We start from the raw sequence: 17,107 nt of genomic DNA on the forward strand, positions 1-17,107 counted from the left end.
TGAATGAAAATTCTGATTGTTGAAGACGACACGCTGTTATTGCAGGGACTGATCCTTGCCGCGCAAACGGAAGGCTATGCCTGCGACGGCGTGTCAACCGCCCGTGCCGCAGAGCAGTGCCTGGAGACCGGGCACTATAGTTTGGTGGTGCTGGATCTCGGCTTACCTGACGAAGACGGTCTGCATTTTCTCAACCGCATCAGGCAGAAAAAATACACCCTGCCGGTGCTGATCCTCACCGCCCGTGACACGCTCAAAGACCGTATCGCCGGGCTGGACGTCGGCGCCGATGACTATCTGGTCAAACCGTTCGCGCTGGAAGAACTGCATGCCCGTATTCGGGCGCTGCTGCGTCGCCATAACAATCAGGGTGAAAGCGAGTTGATTGTCGGTAACCTGACGCTGAATATTGGCCGCCGCCAGGTATGGATGGACGGACAAGAGGTTATCTTAACGCCAAAAGAGCACGCGCTGCTGTCACGACTGATGCTCAAAGCGGGCAGCCCGGTACACCGGGAAATCCTGTATAACGATATCTACAGCTGGGATAACGAACCGTCAACCAATACGCTGGAAGTCCACATTCATAACCTGCGCGATAAAGTCGGTAAAGCGCGCATTCGCACGGTCAGGGGATTTGGCTACATGCTGGTTGCCACCGAGGAAAACTAAGTGAAGCTGATACGTTTTTTTAAACAGCCTTTGCCCCTGCGCCATCGTTTAATGCTGACGATCGGCCTGGTTCTGGTGGTCTTTCAGCTGATTAGCACCTTCTGGCTGTGGCATGAAAGCACCGAGCAAATCCAGCTGTTCGAACAGGCGTTACGCGAAAATCGTAACAACGATCGCCACATCATGCATGAGATCCGCGAGGCCATCGCCAGCCTGATCGTCCCCGGCATTTTTATGGTCAGCCTGACGCTACTGATTTGCTATCAGGCGGTGCGGCGAATCACCCGCCCCCTTGCCAACCTGCAAAAAGAGCTCGAGGCGCGCACGGCCGATAACCTGGCCCCCATCGAGATTCGCAGTTCCACCGTTGAGATACAGGCGGTCGTCTCGGCACTCAACGAGCTGGTAACGCGCCTGACCACCACTATCGACAACGAGCGTCTGTTTACCGCCGACGTTGCCCACGAGCTACGCACGCCGTTATCTGGCGTTCGCTTGCATCTGGAATTGCTGTCAAAAACCCACAACGTTGACGTTTCACCGTTAATCGCTCGCCTGGACCAAATGATGGACAGCGTGTCACAGCTGCTGCAGCTTGCTCGCGTGGGCCAGTCGTTTTCAGCGGGGAATTACCAGCATGTCAAACTGCTGGAAGACGTCATACTGCCTTCGTACGATGAACTCAGCACTATGCTGGATCAGCGGCAACAAACGCTTCTATTACCCGAGAGCGCTGCCGATGTCGTGGTGCGCGGCGACGTCACTCTGTTGCGGATGCTGCTGCGAAACCTGGTTGAAAACGCGCATCGTTACAGCCCGGAAGGTACCAATATTACGATAATTCTTCACACGGAACATGATGCAATTATGGCGGTCGAGGACGAAGGGCCGGGCATTGATGAAAGTAAATGCGGAGAGTTAAGCAAAGCGTTTGTGCGCATGGACAGCCGTTTCGGCGGTATTGGGCTGGGACTGAGTATTGTCAGCCGCATCACCCAGCTCCATCGCGGGCAATTCTTTTTACAAAATCGTCCAGGAACCACCGGTACCCGTGCCAGTGTAATACTGGAGAAAGATCAGTAAGAGCTCACCCACACATACAAAAAACTGCTGACTATCAGCACGCTGCACACGGTGGTCAAACTTTCATAGATACGGGTTTTCATGACACTCTCCTCCGATGATAGGGAGGAGAGTTTATCTGACAGAGATTAAGCCAACCTTAAGGCATGACTTGCAGAAAAAGATTACTCATCAATACGCGGATGCTGCTGGACCAGGCGCGTACGCTTAACCTGTAAATCCGCAATTTCCTGATCGATATCTTCAATCTTCTGCTCGATATTATCGTAGTGCTCTCCGAGGATCTCTTTCGCCTCCTGAATATCCGAAGCAGCAGGCGTCGCACCTTTCAGCGGCTGATTGGCCGTCTCTTTCATGGTCACGCCGGTAATTAAACCAACCACCGCAACCACCATCAGATAGTAGGCCGGCATCATCAGATTCTGCGAACTCTCCACCAGCCAGGCGGCCAGCGTCGGTGTCAGACCGGCAATCAATACCGAAATATTAAACGCCGCGGCCAGCGCACTGTAGCGAATGTGCGTCGGGAACATCGCCGGTAACGTTGACGCCATCACCCCGGTAAAGCAGTTGAGGATCACCGCCAGCATCAGCAAACCAGCAAAAATCAGGCCGATGACGTTACTGTTAATCAGGATGAAGGCCGGGATCGCCAGCACAAACAGCGCAATACTACCCATGATCACAAACGGACGACGCCCGAAACGGTCACTGAGCAGCCCCATTACCGGTTGCACAAACAGCATACCAATCATGATGGCAATAATAATCAGCACACCGTGATCTTCAGAGTAATGCAGGTTATGCGACAGATAACTCGGCATGTACGTGAGCAACATGTAGTAGGTCACGTTGGTGGCAATCACCAGACCAGTACACGCCAGCAGGCTACGCCAGTGTTTGGTGGCAATTTCTTTAAACGAAACCTTCGGCCCTTCCTGCAAACCCTGACGGTCGCCCTGCTCCAGTTTATCGACGTGTTGCTGAAATGCCGGAGTTTCTTCCAGCGCGTGACGCAGATACAGACCAATCAACCCTAACGGCAGCGCGATGAAGAACGGAATACGCCAGCCCCACTCAAGGAAGTTTTCCTCACCAACGACGGTCGAGATCAGCACTACCACGCCCGCCCCCAGCACAAACCCGGCGATCGATCCGAAGTCCAGCCAGCTGCCCATAAATCCGCGCTTACGGTCCGGAGAGTATTCCGCGACGAATATCGAGGCACCGGTGTATTCCCCGCCCACCGAAAACCCCTGCGCCATCTTACACAGCAGCAGCAGAATCGGTGCCCAGATACCAATCGAGGCATACGACGGGATAAGCCCGATACAGAAGGTACTTATCGACATAATCACAATGGTAATCGCAAGGATCTTCTGGCGACCATATTTATCGCCGAGCATACCGAAGAACAATCCGCCAAGCGGTCGAATCAGGAAGGGAACGGAGAAGGTGGCGAGTGCAGCAACCATCTGCACGCTGGGGTCAGCCCCCGGGAAAAACACTTTACCTAATGCGTAGGCAACAAATCCATAAACACCAAAATCGAACCATTCCATTGCATTACCCAACGATGCTGCGGTAATGGCTTTTCGCAGTTTACCGTCATCAATAATGGTAACGTCGCGAAGCGTAATGGGTTTTATTTTTTTCCTTTTTAGCATACCAGTCCTCATAGACTTAGCCCTGTCGCGCACGGAGACTCTCCCAACGCAGCATGCGCTAAGGTCATCGCCGAGCGGGGAATGCACAGGCGCAATCCCTGTAACAAGCGTAGCAGGTTTACTTACACTGACTTGTAATGAGCAGTACAACCGAACCTGTTGACGCCTGATTGGGCGGTTAATGACCTCTTTACCCTAACAGTGTTTAAATTTGTGATCAACTTCACACATAGTTTTTCATTTCGTCAACCTGCGTAAATAAGGTCATTCTCGGTCAACTTTCTTACATGTATTGCTTGAGATTTATTGGCAATTAAATACAAGAAGAAATCGCTTTATTGCACCAACAATCACAGTGGTCACTATTATTCTGCTAGCAAAAAAATCACCTAATCCTTTCACAAAAAGATCACAGCTTTTTTAATAATCAGAGCGCTTAATAATTTTTGCTCGGAATATGTGATGAAGATAACTAAAACATCGTTTTATTTTGATTGAATCGTCGTTCCTATGAATGCACACTAATTCCAGACGCAATATCCCTGGGAGCAGCAACACGCTCAACGTATGCCGCGTTAGATTTTATAAAACAAAGAGATAGCAGTTTTCTTTGTGACAGAACACAAGTAACAATTTGAATTTATTAACTTTTTCCTTCTTTCGCGTGTAATGCCTGCGACAAGATATGAGGACGCTTATGAAAATCAAGGCCACGATTGAACGCATCCCCGGCGGAATGATGTTGATTCCTCTGTTATTAGGTGCGGTATTAAATACGTTAGCTCCTGATACCGGTGCATATTTCGGTTCATTTACCAAAGGAATGATTAGCGGCACTGTTCCCATTCTGGCAGTATGGTTCTTTTGTATCGGTGCTTCTATTGATTTACGGGCAACCGGAACGGTATTACGCAAGTCCGGTACGCTGGTATTAACCAAAATAGCCGTGGCCTGGGCAGTGGCAATGATTGCCGCATCATTTATTCCTGATACCGGTATTCAAACCGGGTTCTTTGCGGGTCTTTCCGTACTGGCGATTGTCTCTGCGATGGACATGACCAACGGGGGGCTGTACGCCAGCCTGATGAATCAATACGGTACCAAAGAAGAGTCCGGCGCGTTCGTTCTGATGTCTCTGGAATCCGGCCCGCTGATGACCATGGTCATTCTGGGTTCTGCAGGTCTCGCCTCCTTTGAGCCACACCATTTTGTCGGTGCCGTATTACCGTTCCTGATTGGCTTTACGCTGGGTAATCTGGATCACGACCTGCGTTCTTTCTTCAGCAAAGCGACGCCAGTGTTGATTCCGTTCTTCGGTTTCGCTCTGGGGAATACCATTAACCTGAGCGTCATCGTTGACACCGGTCTGCTGGGTATCCTGCTGGGCGTCGCGGTCATCGTGATTACTGGTATCCCGCTGATTATTGCTGACCGTGTGATCGGTGGCGGAAACGGTACGGCGGGCGTTGCAGCCTCTTCTGCAGCCGGTGCTGCGGTAGCAAACCCGGTGATTATCGCCCAGATTAACCCGGCATTTGAACCGGTTGCCGCCTCCGCTACCGCGTTGGTTGCCGCCAGCGTCATTGTCACGGCGATTCTGGTACCCATTATCACCGCCCTGTACGCCAAACGGTTTAACAAAGCGCCGGTCGCCGCAGAAACGGCAACCACACCGGCAGACTCACTGCACCACTAAGTTTGTTACTGCCGACTCACCGTCCCCTCTCAGCACCTGAGAGGGGACGGTGCAAAAATCTCTTCCACCATCGCATCCACCAGCCGCTTCGCCGAACACAGCCTCGGCATCCCCAGCGCCACATTTTGCCACCGCTGCGTCACCGACCAGCTCACCGGGTGCCGCTGTGCATCACACCAGTCGCCAAGCCAGCTCAGCATATCGCTGTGCTCGCTCGAACCGCCAACGGCAGGCGAATTAAGCCAATGATGATAATAATGACGCGTAGTGGGCGCGGCGTTCACACTGTGCGCCAGCGCCAGGCTCGCCATCGTGCGGAGATTATCTTTGAGCATCGCCACCACGTCAGCATTGCCCAGCCGGCAAGCATCGCCAAACGCCCCCCAGCGCAGTTCCTCCAGCGCAACAAAGCAGCGTCCCGGCAACGACCAGCCGTCATAGGCGCCAGCCCGCCAGCGGGTAAAAATTTGTTCGCTGTGCGCGCCTGCCTGAACGGTCAACCCGCGCTGCGTCAGCGCCTTTTCTTTATGAGCACTGCGTTGGCTAAACCAGCCGGAGAGTATATTGATCTGCTGCATCATGCCGGGCGTGGATTGCCCGCGCGGACGTTCCGACTCTTGCAGAAACATCAGTCGTTCGGCAATACGCACCAGCGCCAGATGCCCCGGATCAATCATGCCCGCCAGTTTCTCCACCAGCTTCAGGCGCATCATCAGGTTTTCGCTGGAGACGCCCGCCATCACCCATGCACGCAGTTGCGTCTGGGATAACACTTCCTGCGTCAGGCGCGCGCGCAGCCGCCGCTGTTGTTGCAGAAAACCGCCGGAACGTTTGGTTTCATCTCCCTGAACCAGATCGACCATAAACTTCGGGTAAACGCACTCCAGCGTCCGCCCGGGGCCTTCCAGTAACACGTTCGTCATGTATGCTCAGCTGCAAAAAGGGTGTGAATATCGTCACGTAGCAAGCGCGAATCTTCATAAATCCATGACGCGATCGCAATACGGTGCTGCAATTGTTCACTCAATGCGGTCACGGCAGATTCGTTTTGCTGACGCAGAACCAGGCTCTCACGCAGGCTCGCCTGCAATTGCGCCAGGCACAGTGAGAAATCCGCAAAAAAAGTCGCCATGCCTGCCGTAACGGAAATATCGACCTGCGCCGCTAAAGCTTTACGAATTTGTTGGCAAAACAGGGTGACATACTGCACAAGGCTGTTGTGCAGAACATTGATATCAATGAGGTAACGCGTTTTCGTGGCAGCATAATCGTTCCATCCCCAGTTCGGCTGGTTCAACCAACGCGAGAACGTATCCCGCACTCCGCCCGCAGGTGATGTCGCTTCATCCAACGGCGTATCCTGCTCAATCGCTTCGTTGAACAACTGACGGGTATTGAAGTTAAACATCGCCGAATGAAACGCCGGAAAGCGGATCCGTGCGCGGAACCCGGTATGGCTCAACTCCTCTTTCACCCGCTGCTCAATGGGCCGCATGGCGTCATTCAATGCCCGCGACAACGTCGACTCGAGCTGCTCAAAACGCAGCGCTAAATCACGGCTGATACTCTCCTGCGCCGCCAGCAGGACGACTTCACAGGACGAGCGAATTTTATCTAAGACAATTTTCGCTTGTCCTTCATCATGCAACACCAGCATTTCTCCGGCCATTTCCGCCGCCGTAATGGCAGCTCCCATGCTGTGTTGTGACATCCTCAGCACGCTTTCTTTTTCAAAGAGCGTATCGATACTGCGCAGGATCTCTGCCTGTTGCTGATTGATAAACGCGGTGGTCGCCTCCAGAGCCAGATCAACTTCGTGTTTAACCTCATCGCTCACCTGCTCCTGACCGACCTGGATCTGCTGCATATCGTCTTCAATATGGCTGATGTTCAGCCGCAGCTTGTCATAGGCAACTGTTAACCCCTGATAGCGAAACTCAAGGTATTCGTGCGCGCTTTGGGCATAGTTCAACAACTTATGTGACGCAGAGCGTAGTGCATAGAGCGAGGCATTGGCGTAGGCGGCATGAATCACGTTCTGAATCGGCTGTTCAAACAATGAGTCTTCCCAGAGTAGATCGGCGGCATGCCGAAGATGCGCGGTATCATCCAGATCGGCGGTGCGCCAGCGCCGACCCAGCGCGGCTTCGGCAAAATCCTGTACCCAACGTTGTTCCTGGTGATCCGGCAACCGCCCGTGCGTCATCAGTTCATGACGCGCGCGGTTCGCCAGATATCCCCACATAGACGAAACCGGATAAATACGCTCAGGCGTAATGCTGCCCTTCATCAACGTGCCGGAAATCAATGCCCGCACCTGCTCTTCGTCATCGCTGTTGCGGTCTTTCTGATCGAATTTATTCACCAGGGCATACAGCGGCACCGATTTGCCAACTGCGGTAATCGCCTGGCGCACTTCCTCATCCGAAATCGACTTCAACTGGGTGTAGTCCATCACCGCCAGTACCGCAGAAGACCGCGCCAGCTGTTCATTCAACATCTTTTGTAAATGCGGCTGTCCGGCTTCATTTGGCCCCGGCGTATCCAGCAGGGTCAATTGCCCCGGATAGCTTGCCTGTCCGGCCAGATGCACAAACTCCACCTCAATAACCGGAATATTTTCTATCGCGGCGTACGCTGAAAAAGGAAAATCAACCTCCAGCGCTTTTGACAGACGTACCAGATCGTTCAGGCTCTTAAGACACTGGAAAATAGGTTCTGCGCCTAAATAATACCGTTCAAACGCCACGCCGTTTTCAATACGCTGCAGCAGCGTATTCATATCCTTATCAATTTCCAGCTCATGGGTCAGAGACTGGCGATCGCACTCCCGCACGCGCTGCTGCAAGATTTTCATTAAGGCATCGATCGGCGCGACATGGGAAAAATGCAGCACTGGCTCTTTCTGGCCTGGCGTATGGCGAATCAGCGTCGGCAGGGCCGTCATCGGCCGATTACGATTGGGTAAAACTTCCGTCCCCACAATCGCATTAATCGTCGTCGATTTTCCCGCCTTCATGGTGCCGACGATAGCCAGCACCATTTCCAGGCGAGTGATCTTACGTAGCTCATTATTGAGCGTTGCTTGCTGGACATCCATGCCACGCGCGCTGAAATGCAGGGACTGTACGTGTCCACTATGCTCGCCTTTTTTCAGCTCGACATTGTCCAACGACGTCGTTGGCAATTTTTGCAACTGCCTGAGATGGTCAAGAGAGAGCATCAGCAAGCGTTCAGCTTCCTGACTTAATTCATATATTGTCTGTGTGTACATGGAAAATCTTTCCTTAACGCAAATAACCTAACTTTTATTTAGCCAAATCGTTTTATTTATGGATTTTTGGCTTTTATAATTACGTGTGGAAATAATTAAAATTAAAACAACCAATTGATATTATTAAATTAATATTTGTTGTATAACCGCTGGCCTGATGCCTCTCCCTTACTGTAATAAGTAAGGAAGATAAACAGCGTAGTTCAGTTTTAAAAAATGCCAGCTTAATTCCCCTACCTAAATTAAGGGGTAATGAGTTATCCACTCACAATAATTAAGCCATACTGAGAGCCATGTTGCCTATGAATATCAGGTGGTTCGCCTCACCTTAACTTAAATAACAAAGCGTAGCAATTTACCTTAAAAAATAATCAGTCAGGCTTTCAAGGTCAGGAAAGTACAGGTATTGCTACCGGTATCTGCGCCATATCCGTGTGTTGAATCGGACAGTAGTCCCGACAACCGCAGGGATTTTATGTATAATTGCGGCCTTTTTCGGCAATCTGCCATTTTTTGGGCGCTTTTGCCCCTGCTGACTTTTGAGGAAATCCACATGTCATTACCACACTGCCCACAATGCAACTCCGAATACACCTACGAAGATAACGGCATGTTCATCTGCCCGGAATGCGCTCACGAATGGAACGATGCTGAACCCGCTCATGACAGCGACGAACTGATTGTGAAAGACGCCAACGGCAACCTGCTGGCCGACGGCGACAGCGTAACCGTCGTAAAAGATCTGAAGGTTAAAGGTAGTTCTTCAATGCTGAAGATCGGGACCAAAGTAAAAAACATCCGTCTGGTTGAAGGCGACCACAACATCGATTGCAAGATTGATGGATTCGGCCCGATGAAACTGAAATCCGAGTTTGTGAAAAAGAACTGATTCAAATTGCCCGGTGGCGTTACGCTTACCGGGCATACTGTACAAATTTCGAACTACACTTAACTGGCTTCTCTTACCTGAGGTAAAGATCATGCCGTTAAGTCCCTACATCTCCTTCGCAGGCAACTGCGCTGACGCCATTGCGTACTACCAACAAACGCTGGGCGCTGAACTGCTCTACAAAATCAACTTCGGTGAAATGCCCAAATCGGCGCAGGACAGCGAAGAGGGTTGCCCTTCCGCAATGAAATTCCCCGATACCGCCATCGCCCACGCCAATCTGCGCGTTGCGGGTAGCGACATCATGATGAGCGACGGCGTCGCGACGGGAAAAGCCCACTACTCTGGCTTCACACTGGTACTCGATACGCAGGACGTCAGCGAAGGGAAGCGCTGGTTTGATAACCTGGCCGCAAAAGGCCAAATCGAAATGGACTGGCAGGAAACCTTCTGGGCGCACGGTTTCGGTAAAGTCACCGACCAGTACGGCGTGCCGTGGATGATCAACGTCGTCAAACAGCAGCAGCCCCCCACTGAGTAATTGCACGGGAGGCTTGTCCTCCCGTACTGTCATCAAATATCGCTCAACTCTTCATCTTCGAGTAACCATCCCTTAACGAAAACGTCACATTGTTCCGTCACGATGGGGCCACTTTTTTAGGGAGGCCGCATCATGCAAACGGTTATTCGCGTCGAGAAACTCGCCAAATCCTTCAATCAGCATCAGGCGCTGAATGCGGTTGATCTGAACATCTGCTCCGGTGAGATGGTGGCTCTGCTTGGGCCGTCAGGCTCCGGCAAATCCACCCTTTTACGTCATTTAAGCGGCTTGATTACCGGTGATAAATCACCGGGTAGCCACGTCGAGCTATTAGGCCGCACGGTGCAGCGCGAAGGCAGACTGGCGCGCGACATCCGCAAAAGCCGCGCCCACACTGGCTACATCTTCCAGCAGTTCAATCTGGTGAACCGCCTGACCGTACTGGAGAACGTGCTGATTGGCGCGCTCGGTAGCACACCGTTCTGGCGCACCTGCTTTAGCTGGTTTAGCCAGGAACAGAAGCAGCGCGCATTACAGGCGCTGACCCGCGTTGGCATGGCGCACTTTGCGTATCAGCGCGTTTCCACGCTCTCCGGCGGACAGCAGCAGCGCGTCGCCATCGCCCGCGCGCTAATGCAGCAGGCCAAAGTGATCCTCGCCGACGAGCCAATTGCCTCGCTGGACCCGGAATCCGCGCGCATCGTGATGGACACCCTGCGCGACATCAACCAGACCGACGGCATCACCGTAGTGGTCACGCTGCATCAGGTGGATTACGCCCTGCGCTATTGCGAACGCATTGTCGCGCTGCGCCAGGGGAACGTCTTCTTTGATGGCAGCAGCCAGCACTTCGATAACGATCGATTTGATCATCTCTACCGCAGCATGAACCGCGTCGAACAGAACGCGCAGGCTGCTTAATTGAACTGAAAGGACCAGGCAGACAAGTGAAATAGCCTGGAACAATGACTCGTTGAGGAAAAAACATGAGCTATAAGGCCGTTGCCGCGCTGGCGTTCACCAGCATGTTCAGCATCAGTACCTTGTTAAGCCCGGCGCATGCCGAAGAGCAGGAAAAAGCGCTGAACTTTGGCATTATTTCGACCGAATCACAGCAAAACCTGAAGCCGCAGTGGGAACCGTTCCTGAAGGACATGGAAAAGTCGTTGGGGGTAAAAGTGAATGCCTTCTTCGCCCCGGATTACGCCGGGATCATCCAGGGAATGCGCTTTAACAAAGTTGATATCGCCTGGTACGGCAACCTCTCGGCGATGGAAGCGGTGGATCGCGCCAACGGGCAGGTCTTTGCCCAGACCGTCGCCGCCGACGGCTCCCCAGGTTACTGGAGCGTGTTGATCGTTAACAAAGACAGTCCGATCAACAACCTGAACGATCTGATCGCCAAACGCAAGGATCTCACTTTCGGCAACGGCGATCCCAACTCCACCTCTGGCTACCTCGTCCCCGGTTACTACGTCTTTGCCAAAAACAATATTTCTGCCAGCGACTTCAAGCGCACCGTTAATGCCGGGCACGAAACCAACGCCCTGGCCGTCGCGAACAAGCAGGTGGACGTAGCGACTAACAACACCGAAAACCTCGACAAACTGAAAACCTCCGCACCGGACAAACTGAACGCCCTGAAGGTGATCTGGAAGTCGCCGCTGATCCCGGGCGATCCGATCGTCTGGCGCAAAAATCTCTCTGAAACCACCAAGGATAAGGTGTACGACTTCTTCATGAACTACGGCAAAACGCCGGAAGAGAAAGCCACGCTAGAACGCCTGGGTTGGGCACCGTTCCGCGCGTCCAGCGACCTGCAACTGGTGCCGATTCGTCAACTGGCGCTGTTTAAAGAGATGCAGGGCGTGAAAGACAACAAGGGACTGAACGAAGAAGAGAAAACCAGCAAAACCTCCGCGCTGAAAGCGCAGCTTGATGATCTCGACCGCCTGACCGCCGCACTGGGTGCCATGACCAGCGTGACTAAAGCCGTGCAGTGATCTTTTCCCCCTCTCTCCTGCGGGGAAAGGGGGCCAAACCAACGGAGCCAAACATGCAAACCATCACCGTCGCCCCACCCAAGCGTAGCTGGTTCTCGCTGCTGAGCTGGGCCATCCTTCTCGCCGTGCTGGTCGTGTCGTGGAAAGGTGCCGAAATGGCCCCGCTCACGCTGATCGAGGACTCCGGCAATATGGCGACCTTCGCCGCCGACTTCTTCCCGCCAGACTTCAGCCAGTGGCAGGATTATCTCAGCGAAATGGCCGTCACGTTGCAAATCGCCGTCTGGGGGACCGCCCTCGCCGTAGTGCTGTCGATTCCTTTCGGCCTGATGTGCGCCGATAACCTCGTTCCGTGGTGGATTTACCAGCCAATGCGTCGCCTGATGGACGCCTGCCGCGCCATCAATGAAATGGTCTTCGCCATGCTGTTTGTCGTTGCCGTTGGCCTCGGCCCGTTCGCTGGGGTGATGGCGCTGTTTATCCACACCACCGGGGTGCTCTCCAAGCTGCTGTCCGAAGCGGTAGAAGCCATTGAGCCGGGTCCGGTCGAAGGCATTCGCGCCACCGGTGCCAACAAGATTGAAGAGATCCTCTACGGCGTTCTGCCGCAGGTCATGCCGCTACTTATCTCCTACTCGCTGTACCGCTTTGAGTCCAACGTCCGCTCCGCCACGGTGGTTGGGATGGTCGGCGCAGGCGGCATTGGCGTGACCTTGTGGGAGGCGATTCGCGGATTCCAGTTCCAGCAAACCTGCGCCCTGATGGTGTTAATCATCGTCACCGTCAGCCTGCTGGATTTCCTCTCCCAGCGTTTGCGTAAGCACTTTATCTGATGAGCGAGGCATTGATTGCTATGCACTTGTCTACACATCCGACCAGTTATCCGACGCGTTATCAGGAGATTGCCGCGAGACTTGAGCAGGAGCTTCGTCAACATTATCGCTGCGGCGACTATCTGCCCGCCGAGCATCAGTTGGCCGCGCGCTATGAGGTCAACCGCCACACCCTGCGCCGCGCCATCGACCAGTTGGTTGAGCGCGGTTGGGTACAGCGTCGCCAGGGCGTCGGCGTACTGGTGCTAATGCGCCCGTTCGATTACCCGCTCAACGCCCAGGCGCGTTTCAGTCAGAACCTGCTGGACCAGGGTAGCCATCCCACCAGCGAAAAGCTGCTTGCGGTGCTGCGCCCGGCCTCCCGCCACATTGCCGACGCGCTCAGTATTAACGAGGGCGATAACGTGATTCACCTGCGCACCCTGCGCCGGGTAAACGGCATCGCGCTGTGTCTTATCGACCACTACTTTTCCGACCTCACCCTCTGGCCGCTGCTGCAGGGCTTTAACAGCGGTTCACTGCACGACTATCTGCGCGAGCAGTCGGGTCTGATGCTCAAGCGCACGCAGACGCGTATCAGCGCCCGTCGCGCCCAGGCCAAAGAGAGCAAGGTGCTGGAAATCCCCAATATGGCGCCGCTGTTGTGCGTGCGCACCCTGAACCACCGTGAAGGCGAAGCGCACGCGGCGGAATACTCCGTCAGCCTGACCCGCGCCGACATGATCGAATTCACTATGGAGCACTGAATGCATTTCGATACCGCCACCCGCCAGCGCTGGATGCGCGCGCTGGCTTACAGCAACGCCGAAGACCTGAATACGCGAATCAACGTGCTCAAATTGACGCCGGACTATGAACTTATCCGCGCACCCGAAAGCGGGCTGATGCAGATCCAGGCCCGTATGGGCGGCACCGGCAACCGCTTCTTTGCCGGCGACACCACGCTTACCCGTGCAGTAGTGCGCCTGAAGAGCGGCACGCTGGGTTACAGCTACCTGCTGGGACGCAACAAACAGCATGCCGAGCAGTGCGCGGTGATTGACGCGCTGCTGCAGGAACAAACGCATTTCCAGAGCCTAATGGAAACCTTAATTGCCCCGCTGGAAGCGGAACGCGATGCGCTGATTAGCGCACGCCGTGCCGAAGTCAACGCCAGCCGGGTCGACTTCTTCACGCTGGTACGCGGAGATAACGCATGACCTTACAAACCGCTTTTAATTTACCCGTTCAGGATGCTCAGCAGAGCTTTCGTCGCCTGCTGAAGGCCATGAGTGAGCCGGGCGTAATCGTCGCTCTGCATCAACTGAAACACGGCTGGCAGCCGCTGGGCCTGGCGACCACCAGCGTGCTGCTGACTCTGGTCGACGGCGACACGCCGGTCTGGCTGGCGCCGTCGATGGATAACGATATCGCCCGGCAGAACCTGCGTTTTCACACCAACGCGCCGTTGGTGGATCAGCCGCAGCTGGCAGCCTTTGCCGTCGCCGATGAACGCATCAGCAGCGATCAGCTTAACGCCCTCTCTGCCGGTTCCGCCGTAGCACCAGAAACCAGCGCCACGCTGATTGTGCAAGTCTCTGGCTTAAGCGGTGGACGCATGTTGCGTCTGACAGGCGCTGGTATCGCCGAAGAGCGCATGATCGCACCACAGCTACCGGAATGTCTGATTCATGAACTCACCGAACGCCCGCACCCGTTCCCGCTGGGGGTCGATCTGATCCTCACCTGCGGCGAACGCCTGCTGGCTATTCCGCGAACCACCCATGTGGAGGTGTGCTGATGTACGTTGCCGTCAAAGGGGGCGAAAAGGCGATAGCCAACGCCCACGCCCTGCAGGAAAACCGACGCCGGGGCGATGAAACCATTGCCGAACTGAGCGTGGCGCAAATCGAACAGCAGATGAACCTGGCAGTCGATCGCGTGATGACCGAAGGCGGTATTGCTGACCGTGAACTGGCAGCGCTGGCGCTCAAGCAGGCCAGCGGCGATAACGTCGAAGCCATCTTTTTGCTCCGCGCCTACCGCACTACGCTGGCAAAGGTGGCGGTCAGTGAACCGGTTAACAGCGCAGAAATGCGCCTTGAGCGCCGAATCTCGGCGGTCTACAAGGATATTCCCGGCGGGCAGCTGTTGGGTCCAACCTATGACTACACCCATCGCCTGCTGGATTTTACCCTGCTGGCCAATGGCGAAACGCCGCCCCTATGCAACGAAGACGGCGCGCAGGACGCCTCCCCGCATGTCTTTTCCCTGCTGGCCAACCAGGGACTGGCAAAGCGTGAAGAGGATGATGGTGCCACGCCAGACGACATCACCCGCACGCCACCGGTTTACCCCTGTTCACGTGCTTCACGCCTGCAACAGCTGATGCGCGGCGACGAAGGGTATCTGCTGGCACTGGCCTACTCCACCCAGCGTGGTTACGGGCGCAATCACCCGTTTGCCGCAGAGATCCGCAGCGGCTATGTGGCACTAGAAACGGTACCGGAAGAGCTGGGATTTGCGGTGAACGTCGGCGAACTGCTGATGACCGAATGTGAAATGGTCAACGGTTTTGTCGCACCGGAGAACGAAGCGCCTCATTTTACCCGCGGCTACGGGCTGGTGTTCGGCATGAGCGAACGTAAAGCGATGGCGATGGCGCTGGTAGACCGCGCCCTACAGGCACCTGACTACGATGAAACGGTCACCGGACCGGCGCAGGACGAAGAATTCGTGCTGGCGCATGCGGATAACGTCGAGGCGGCGGGTTTTGTTTCGCACCTCAAACTTCCCCATTACGTCGATTTCCAGGCCGAACTGGAACTGCTTAAACGACTGCAACAGGAGGCCACCCGTGACCGCTAATCTCTCCGGCTACAACTTCGCGTATCTTGATGAGCAGACCAAGCGCATGATCCGCCGTGCAATTCTGAAAGCAGTGGCGATCCCCGGCTATCAGGTACCATTTGGCGGACGTGAAATGCCAATGCCTTACGGCTGGGGCACCGGCGGTATTCAGCTTACCGCCAGCGTAATTGGTGAGCCGGACGTGCTGAAGGTGATCGACCAGGGCGCGGATGACACCACCAACGCCGTGTCGATCCGCAATTTTTTCAGGCACGTAACCGGGGTGAACACCACCGAACGCACGGAAGATGCCACGCTGATCCAGACCCGACATCGCATCCCGGAAACGCCGCTAACAGAAGATCAGATAATCATCTTTCAGGTGCCGATCCCCGAGCCGCTGCGCTTTATCGAACCGCGTGAAACGGAAACCCGCACCATGCACGCGCTGGAAGAGTACGGCATCATGCAGGTGAAACTGTATGAAGATATCGCCCGCTTCGGCCATATCGCCACCACTTACGCCTATCCGGTGAAGGTCAATGGCCGCTACGTCATGGACCCGTCGCCTATCCCAAAATTCGACAACCCAAAGATGGACAGGATGCCGGCCCTGCAACTGTTTGGCGCAGGTCGTGAAAAGCGTATCTATGCCGTCCCCCCCTATACCCGAGTCGAAAGCCTCGATTTCGACGATCACCCGTTTAGCGTGCAGAGCTGGGATGAGCCCTGCGCCATCTGCGGCTCAACCCACAGTTATCTCGACGAAGTGGTGCTCGATGACAGCGGCAAACGAATGTTTGTCTGCTCCGACACCGACTACTGCCGCCAACAGAGCGAGGCCCTCAGCAAATGATGCAACCGCTGCTTTCTGTCAATAACCTGACCCATCTCTACGCGCCGGGCAAAGGCTTCAGCGATGTCTCTTTTGACCTGTGGCCTGGCGAAGTGCTGGGTATCGTCGGCGAGTCCGGCTCCGGCAAAACCACGCTACTGAAGTCGATCTCCTCACGGCTGACGCCGCAGTCTGGCGACATTTTGTATCAGAACCGTTCGCTGTACGGCATGAGCGAAGCCGACCGTCGCCGCCTGCTACGCACCGAATGGGGTGTGGTACATCAGCACCCGATGGACGGCCTGCGCCGTCAGGTTTCGGCGGGCGGTAATATCGGTGAACGCCTGATGGCCACCGGCGCGCGCCACTATGGCGATATCCGCGCCACCGCCCAGCGTTGGCTGGAGGAAGTAGAAATTCCCTCCTCGCGCATCGACGACCTGCCGACCACCTTTTCCGGCGGTATGCAGCAACGTTTACAGATTGCCCGCAACCTCGTCACCCATCCCAAACTGGTGTTTATGGACGAGCCCACCGGCGGGCTGGACGTCTCCGTACAGGCCAAATTGCTGGACCTGCTGCGCGGGCTGGTGGTGGAACTGGATCTGGCGGTAGTGATTGTCACCCATGATTTGGGCGTGGCGCGTCTGCTGGCGGACCGTTTGCTGGTAATGAAACAAGGTCAGGTGGTGGAAAGTGGGTTGACCGACCGCGTGCTCGACGATCCTCATCATCCGTACACCCAATTGCTGGTGTCGTCCGTACTGCAGAACTAAGAGGCTCAA

General features: G+C 54.8%; 18 protein-coding genes. 14 read left to right on the plus strand and 4 right to left on the minus strand.

Translation table 11 applies throughout. The features are described from left to right. Positions 1 to 3 precede the first annotated feature (3 nt). Both pmrA and pmrB read left to right on the plus strand, forming a co-directional pair. The gene (gene pmrA, locus E4Z61_RS15035; RefSeq protein WP_135323472.1) at positions 4 to 672 is read left to right on the plus strand and encodes a two-component system response regulator PmrA; all 669 of its coding nucleotides are present in this window, start codon (positions 4 to 6) and stop codon (positions 670 to 672) included. A 51-nt stretch (positions 673 to 723) separates the two neighbouring features. Next, a complete protein-coding gene (pmrB, locus tag E4Z61_RS15040) occupies positions 724 to 1,755 on the plus strand; it encodes a two-component system sensor histidine kinase PmrB (protein WP_420808716.1) in 1,032 nt (343 codons plus the stop codon). On the opposite strand, the gene pmrR is transcribed toward pmrB, so the two are convergent. Further along, on the minus strand, positions 1,749 to 1,838 hold the full coding sequence (pmrR, locus tag E4Z61_RS24410; RefSeq protein ID WP_003826741.1) for an LpxT activity modulator PmrR: 90 nt from the start codon (positions 1,836 to 1,838) through the stop codon (positions 1,749 to 1,751). The two genes, pmrB and pmrR, sit on opposite strands and share 7 nt — an antisense overlap. Before the next feature lie 81 nt (positions 1,839 to 1,919). Next, positions 1,920 to 3,422, minus strand: coding sequence for a glycine betaine/L-proline transporter ProP (gene proP, locus E4Z61_RS15050; RefSeq protein WP_135323473.1), 1,503 nt, complete (start codon positions 3,420 to 3,422; stop codon positions 1,920 to 1,922). A 697-nt stretch (positions 3,423 to 4,119) separates the two neighbouring features. Between proP and kdgT the strand changes: the two genes are divergently transcribed. Further along, the gene (kdgT, locus tag E4Z61_RS15055; protein ID WP_135323474.1) at positions 4,120 to 5,118 is read left to right on the plus strand and encodes a 2-keto-3-deoxygluconate transporter; all 999 of its coding nucleotides are present in this window, start codon (positions 4,120 to 4,122) and stop codon (positions 5,116 to 5,118) included. Positions 5,119 to 5,147: 29 nt separating this feature from the next. Here kdgT and E4Z61_RS15060 read toward each other — a convergent pair whose 3' ends face one another. Together E4Z61_RS15060 and crfC are read right to left on the minus strand one after the other, a co-directional pair. Beyond that, positions 5,148 to 6,041: a diguanylate cyclase regulator RdcB family protein gene (locus tag E4Z61_RS15060; protein ID WP_135323475.1), complete on the minus strand. Its 894-nt coding sequence runs from the start codon at positions 6,039 to 6,041 to the stop codon at positions 5,148 to 5,150. Further along, on the minus strand, positions 6,038 to 8,392 hold the full coding sequence (crfC, locus tag E4Z61_RS15065; protein WP_135323476.1) for a clamp-binding protein CrfC: 2,355 nt from the start codon (positions 8,390 to 8,392) through the stop codon (positions 6,038 to 6,040). Before crfC ends, E4Z61_RS15060 begins: the two co-directional genes overlap by 4 nt. Before the next feature lie 553 nt (positions 8,393 to 8,945). Between crfC and E4Z61_RS15070 the strand changes: the two genes are divergently transcribed. From E4Z61_RS15070 to phnK, 11 genes are all read left to right on the plus strand, one after another. After that, positions 8,946 to 9,281, plus strand: coding sequence for a zinc ribbon domain-containing protein YjdM (locus tag E4Z61_RS15070; protein ID WP_096758651.1), 336 nt, complete (start codon positions 8,946 to 8,948; stop codon positions 9,279 to 9,281). Between the two features lie 91 nt (positions 9,282 to 9,372). Beyond that, positions 9,373 to 9,822 carry a VOC family metalloprotein YjdN gene (gene yjdN / locus E4Z61_RS15075; RefSeq protein WP_135323477.1) on the plus strand — a complete coding sequence of 150 codons (450 nt, stop codon included), beginning with the start codon at positions 9,373 to 9,375 and terminating at the stop codon, positions 9,820 to 9,822. A gap of 132 nt (positions 9,823 to 9,954) precedes the next feature. Then, the gene (phnC, locus tag E4Z61_RS15080; RefSeq protein WP_135323478.1) at positions 9,955 to 10,743 is read left to right on the plus strand and encodes a phosphonate ABC transporter ATP-binding protein; all 789 of its coding nucleotides are present in this window, start codon (positions 9,955 to 9,957) and stop codon (positions 10,741 to 10,743) included. 65 nt (positions 10,744 to 10,808) lie between these two features. Continuing rightward, positions 10,809 to 11,825: a phosphonate ABC transporter substrate-binding protein gene (gene phnD, locus E4Z61_RS15085; protein ID WP_135323479.1), complete on the plus strand. Its 1,017-nt coding sequence runs from the start codon at positions 10,809 to 10,811 to the stop codon at positions 11,823 to 11,825. 53 nt (positions 11,826 to 11,878) lie between these two features. Continuing rightward, complete coding sequence (gene phnE, locus E4Z61_RS15090) at positions 11,879 to 12,658, plus strand: phosphonate ABC transporter, permease protein PhnE (protein ID WP_135323480.1); 780 nt, start codon at positions 11,879 to 11,881, stop codon at positions 12,656 to 12,658. Positions 12,659 to 12,678: 20 nt separating this feature from the next. Continuing rightward, positions 12,679 to 13,404 carry a phosphonate metabolism transcriptional regulator PhnF gene (phnF, locus tag E4Z61_RS15095; RefSeq protein ID WP_135324949.1) on the plus strand — a complete coding sequence of 242 codons (726 nt, stop codon included), beginning with the start codon at positions 12,679 to 12,681 and terminating at the stop codon, positions 13,402 to 13,404. Beyond that, complete coding sequence (gene phnG / locus E4Z61_RS15100) at positions 13,405 to 13,857, plus strand: phosphonate C-P lyase system protein PhnG (RefSeq protein WP_135323481.1); 453 nt, start codon at positions 13,405 to 13,407, stop codon at positions 13,855 to 13,857. Continuing rightward, positions 13,854 to 14,438: a phosphonate C-P lyase system protein PhnH gene (gene phnH / locus E4Z61_RS15105; protein ID WP_135323482.1), complete on the plus strand. Its 585-nt coding sequence runs from the start codon at positions 13,854 to 13,856 to the stop codon at positions 14,436 to 14,438. The genes phnG and phnH overlap by 4 nt, the downstream gene beginning before the upstream one ends. Beyond that, positions 14,438 to 15,505 carry a carbon-phosphorus lyase complex subunit gene (locus tag E4Z61_RS15110; RefSeq protein WP_135323483.1) on the plus strand — a complete coding sequence of 356 codons (1,068 nt, stop codon included), beginning with the start codon at positions 14,438 to 14,440 and terminating at the stop codon, positions 15,503 to 15,505. Before phnH ends, E4Z61_RS15110 begins: the two co-directional genes overlap by 1 nt. Positions 15,506 to 15,551: 46 nt before the next feature. Continuing rightward, positions 15,552 to 16,343 carry an alpha-D-ribose 1-methylphosphonate 5-phosphate C-P-lyase PhnJ gene (gene phnJ, locus E4Z61_RS15115; protein ID WP_240703882.1) on the plus strand — a complete coding sequence of 264 codons (792 nt, stop codon included), beginning with the start codon at positions 15,552 to 15,554 and terminating at the stop codon, positions 16,341 to 16,343. After that, the gene (gene phnK, locus E4Z61_RS15120) at positions 16,340 to 17,098 is read left to right on the plus strand and encodes a phosphonate C-P lyase system protein PhnK (RefSeq protein ID WP_135323485.1); all 759 of its coding nucleotides are present in this window, start codon (positions 16,340 to 16,342) and stop codon (positions 17,096 to 17,098) included. Before phnJ ends, phnK begins: the two co-directional genes overlap by 4 nt. Positions 17,099 to 17,107 lie beyond the last annotated feature (9 nt).

Source organism: Citrobacter tructae (assembly GCF_004684345.1).
In the GTDB taxonomy this organism is placed as follows: domain Bacteria; phylum Pseudomonadota; class Gammaproteobacteria; order Enterobacterales; family Enterobacteriaceae; genus Citrobacter; species Citrobacter tructae.